Genomic DNA, 4800 nt, shown 5'->3' on the forward strand with positions numbered 1-4800 from the left:
GAAGACCCTATAGTGATCAAGCAGATCCTTGATCACCTGAAGCACAAAGCCGAAACCAGCGGGACCAGGGCGTTACCCGAAAGCCGGGCGCCACCGGCTGAGCTGCTCCTGGGTCTGTTTGACTGACGAGCCTGAAGGCCAACGATACCAATCAAAATGCTGCGTTCACAGCGCCGCGGCAGGGATCCGCCGTGCTGGTTGTCGGAAAAGGAGCCGCTAGTGGGAAAGAGGAGGGTAAATTTTCAGCGTTGCTGGCTCCCCGTCAGCCGGATTGGGTTGCATCGCAGGGGTGTCGAAAGAGTCAACTGCGGTCCAAAGCTGTTGGACTTGGGTGAAAAGGGCGTTTATTCTTCCTATACGTCGATCGATTGAATGAAGGACATATACAATCATTTCTCCGACATTTGGTTATGGAGCGAAAAGTTTCAATATCTTATCAAAACCAGGCAATCAATGCGATTAAGTTTTATTACGAACGTGTTTTGGGTGGACAACGGAAAACATATTTCATCGAAAGACCAAAAAAAGAAAAAACACTTCCTGTTGTGATGAGTGAAGAAGAAACCATTCGGGTACTACGCGCTATTGAAAACGTGAAACACAAGGCTATTCTGATGACTATTTATTCGGCAGGTTTGCGCATTTCTGAATGTATAAACCTGAAAATAAAAGACATTGACTCCAAGCGCATGCAAATTCGTATAGAACAGTCAAAAGGAAAAAGAGATCGTTATACCATTTTATCTGAGAAAACATTAATTATTTTAAGAACATACTTTATGGAATATAAACCAAAAGATTATTTATTTGAAGGTCAAAAAGGTGGCGCATACTCAAGCCGAAGTATTCAAAACATTTTTAAAGCAGCTGTTTTAAAAGCAAAGATTCAAAAGGAAGTTACTGTACATACCTTACGACATAGCTTTGCAACGCATTTGCTTGAGAATGGTACGAGTTTACGTTATATTCAATCGTTGTTAGGTCATTCAAGCAGTAAAACAACTGAGGTTTATACACATATTACCACCAAGGGAATGGAACAATTAAAAAGTCCGATGGATTTGTTAGATATATAGAAAGGATTTGTATATTTGAGCAAAACTTAACAAAAAGCACTATGAATATAAATCCTTTTGAGAGAGTAGAAACGAACGGTAAACGGTTGAAAACGGATTTGTCACTGATAATGAAAGGTTTAGCAAAATAAGATATAGTGGATATATACGCCATTTGGCGTATAGCCACTTGTTATGTGCCATTTTTGAATGACAATGCGAATAGATAGAGACAAACAAATGAATTTACTTAGTGATAAGAACGTTGCAATAATTGGTGGTGGACCCGTTGGACTGACTATGGCAAAATTATTACAGCAAAACGGCATAGACGTTTCAGTTTACGAAAGAGACAACGACCGAGAGGCAAGAATTTTTGGTGGAACCCTTGACCTACACAAAGGTTCAGGTCAGGAAGCAATGAAAAAAGCGGGATTGTTACAAACTTATTATGACTTAGCCTTACCAATGGGTGTAAATATTGCTGATGAAAAAGGCAATATTTTATCCACAAAAAATGTAAAGCCCGAAAATCGATTTGACAATCCTGAAATAAACAGAAATGACTTAAGGGCTATCTTGTTGAATAGTTTAGAAAACGACACGGTTATTTGGGATAGAAAACTTGTTATGCTTGAACCTGGTAAGAAGAAGTGGACACTAACTTTTGAGAATAAACCGAGTGAAACAGCAGATTTGGTTATTCTTGCCAATGGTGGAATGTCGAAAATAAGGAGCTTTGTTACCGACACGCAAGTTGAAGAAACCGGTACTTTCAACATCCAAGCTGATATTCTTCAACCGGAAATAAACTGTCCCGGATTTTTTCAGCTATGCAACGGCAACCGATTAATGGCGGGACATCAGGGCATTTTATTGTTTGCCAATCCCAATAATAATGGTGCATTGTATTTAGGAATTAGTTTTAAAACGCCCGATGAATGGAAAAATAAAATTCCCTTAGATTTTCAGGACAGAAACAGCGTTGCCGATTTTTTATTGAAAAGATTTTCCAAATGGAGTGAAGTTTACAAACAATTAATACGTTCGGTATCAACATTTCAATGCTTGCCCACAAGGAAATTTCCTTTGAACAATGATTGGAAAAGTAACCGTCCATTACCCATAACAATGATTGGCGATGCTGCTCATTTGATGTCGCCTTTTGCAGGACAGGGTGTAAATACGGGATTATTGGATGCTTTGATATTGTCTGAAAACCTTACAAACGGAGAATTTACAAGTATTGAAAATGCCATCGAAAACTACGAACAACAAATGTTTGTTTATGCAAAAGATACGCAGGACGAATCGACAGAAAACGAAACCGAAATGTTTAGTCCCAATTTTTCGTTTCAAAAATTATTGAATCTATAAACAGTAAGAAAAAACGGCTACTAACAAGCAGTTTTGCAATAGTGGGGCAGAAGTGCAAAATTGAACTTGTGTGCTTCTATCAACTTTTGTACATTAGCTGCCAGTTTAAGATGGGTGCATTTGAGTATGCCCAAAGGAGCCCGCAAGTATGCGCAGGACGAAGCCAGTAGCCGCGCCGATGGTGGCGCGGGTCTATCTGCGCGTCAGCACCGACGCGCAGGACTTGGAACGCCAAGAGGCGATCACTACGGCCGCGAAGGCCGCCGGCTACTACGTCGCCGGCATCTACCGTGAGAAGGCATCCGGCGCACGCGCCGACCGGCCTGAGCTGCTGCGCATGATCGGCGACCTACAGCCCGGCGAGGTGGTCATTGCCGAGAAGATCGACCGCATCAGCCGCCTACCTTTGCCCGAGGCCGAGCGCCTGGTGGCCTCGATACAGGCCAAAGGCGCACGCCTGGCCGTCCCTGGCGTGGTCGATCTATCCGACCTGGCGGCCGAGGCCCAGGGCGTCGCCAAGATCGTGCTGGAAGCCGTGCAGATCATGCTTTTTCGCCTGGCCTTGCAGATGGCCCGCGACGACTACGAGGACAGGCGCGAACGCCAGCGCCAAGGCATTGAGTTGGCCCGCCAGGCCGGGCGGTACAAGGGCCGCCGTGCTGATCCGAAGCGCCGCGCCCAAGTTGTCGCGCTGCGCAAGTCCGGCTACAGCATCAACAAGACCGCCGAGCTGGCCGGGTACAGTGCGGCCCAGGTGAAACGGATATGGGCCGAGGTCAGCCAGGCCGAAGCGAAGCAGCACGGCGCGTTCGTGGAGGACGCATTGACGGAAGCCGATGCCCTGGCCGCTGTCGGCCAGGATGAGCGCCAGGAGGAAAGGGCATGAAGAAGCCGAACCAAGACGACGAGCCGTTTTTCATCACCGAGGAGATTGCGGCCGAAATGATCGCCGGCGGCTATGAGTTCGAGCTGCCGCCCATTCCTTGCACCATCCGCCTACGCGACGTGCTGGAGCGCATGACCGATGCTGAGCTAGCATTGCAGCCGGGCGAGATCGCCGACCAGGAGCGTGAACGCTGCCGGCGCAAGCCGTGTTCAACCTCATGATCTGGTCATGGTATTTTTCATGGCACTGAGCCTGATAGTTCTTGCAAATTGTTGTCACTAAAGGGTTTTGTGTGCTTGTTTACAATCGAGTGGGAGTGACGGGCACTGGCTGGCAATGTCTAGCAACGGCAGGCATTTCGGCTGAGGGTAAAAGAACTTTCCGCTAAGCGATAGACTGTATGTAAACACAGTATTGCAAGGACGCGGAACATGCCTCATGTGGCGGCCAGGACGGCCAGCCGGGATCGGGATACTGGTCGTTACCAGAGCCACCGACCCGAGCAAACCCTTCTCTATCAGATCGTTGACGAGTATTACCCGGCATTCGCTGCGCTTATGGCAGAGCAGGGAAAGGAATTGCCGGGCTATGTGCAACGGGAATTTGAAGAATTTCTCCAATGCGGGCGGCTGGAGCATGGCTTTCTACGGGTTCGCTGCGAGTCTTGCCACGCCGAGCACCTGGTCGCTTTCAGCTGTAAGCGTCGCGGTTTCTGCCCGAGCTGTGGGGCGCGGCGGATGGCCGAAAGTGCCGCCTTGCTGGTTGATGAAGTACTGCCTGAACAACCCATGCGTCAGTGGGTGTTGAGCTTCCCGTTTCAGCTGCGTTTCCTGTTTGCCAGCCGGCCCGAGATCATGGGGTGGGTGCTGGGCATCGTTTACCGCGTCATTGCCACGCACCTGGTCAAGAAAGCGGGCCATACCCACCAAGTGGCCAAGACGGGCGCGGTCACCCTGATCCAGCGTTTTGGATCGGCGCTCAATCTGAATGTTCACTTCCACATGCTGTTTCTCGACGGTGTGTATGTCGAGCAATCCCACGGCTCAGCGCGTTTCCGCTGGGTCAAGGCGCCGACCAGCCCAGAGCTCACCCAGCTGACGCACACCATCGCCCACCGGGTGGGTCGCTATCTGGAACGGCAAGGCCTGCTGGAACGGGATGTCGAAAACAGCTATCTGGCCTCGGATGCGGTGGATGACGACCCGATGACACCCCTGCTGGGGCACTCGATCACTTACCGTATCGCTGTCGGTTCACAGGCGGGGCGAAAGGTGTTCACTTTGCAAACTCTGCCGACCAGTGGTGATCCGTTCGGTGACGGGATTGGCAAGGTAGCCGGGTCCAGCCTGCACGCCGGCGTGGCGGCCAGGGCCGATGAACGCAAGAAGCTCGAACGGCTGTGCCGGTACATCAGCCGCCCGGCGGTATCCGAGAAGCGGCTGTCGTTAACACGAGGCGGCAACGTGCGCTACCAGCTCAAGA

At 49.5% G+C, this 4800-nt stretch carries 5 protein-coding genes; all 5 read left to right on the top strand.

Annotation, left to right across the window (positions count from 1 at the left end):
- Window positions 1-410: 410 nt before the first annotated feature.
- The gene (locus FTT89_RS14210; RefSeq protein ID WP_015060916.1) at window positions 411-1076 is read left to right on the top strand and encodes a tyrosine-type recombinase/integrase; all 666 of its coding nucleotides are present in this window, start codon (window positions 411-413) and stop codon (window positions 1074-1076) included.
- Between the two features lie 189 nt (window positions 1077-1265).
- Entirely contained in the window at window positions 1266-2432 is a 1167-nt protein-coding gene (gene tet(X), locus FTT89_RS14215; protein WP_160243712.1) for a tetracycline-inactivating monooxygenase Tet(X), read from the top strand.
- Window positions 2433-2580: 148 nt separating this feature from the next.
- A complete protein-coding gene (locus FTT89_RS14220) occupies window positions 2581-3318 on the top strand; it encodes a recombinase family protein (RefSeq protein ID WP_001366550.1) in 738 nt (245 codons plus the stop codon).
- The gene (locus FTT89_RS14225; protein WP_000743213.1) at window positions 3315-3539 is read left to right on the top strand and encodes a hypothetical protein; all 225 of its coding nucleotides are present in this window, start codon (window positions 3315-3317) and stop codon (window positions 3537-3539) included. Before FTT89_RS14220 ends, FTT89_RS14225 begins: the two co-directional genes overlap by 4 nt.
- Window positions 3540-3749: 210 nt before the next feature.
- Window positions 3750-4800, top strand: a 1051-nt coding sequence (locus tag FTT89_RS14230; RefSeq protein WP_167788572.1) for an IS91-like element ISVsa3 family transposase, incomplete at its 3' end; no start/stop codon positions are given.

Origin of the sequence: Acinetobacter sp. YH01025 (genome assembly GCF_013420185.1) — a bacterium.
Taxonomy (GTDB): Bacteria; Pseudomonadota; Gammaproteobacteria; order Pseudomonadales; family Moraxellaceae; genus Acinetobacter; species Acinetobacter indicus.

Bases quoted from the DNA above. Each gene is read 5' to 3' on its own strand.
- FTT89_RS14220 (WP_001366550.1), top strand. From the start codon at position 2,581: ATGCGCAGGACGAAGCCAGTAGCCGCGCCGATGGTGGCGCGGGTCTAT.
- FTT89_RS14210 (WP_015060916.1), top strand. From the start codon at position 411: ATGGAGCGAAAAGTTTCAATATCTTATCAAAACCAGGCAATCAATGCG.
- FTT89_RS14225 (WP_000743213.1), top strand. From the start codon at position 3,315: ATGAAGAAGCCGAACCAAGACGACGAGCCGTTTTTCATCACCGAGGAG.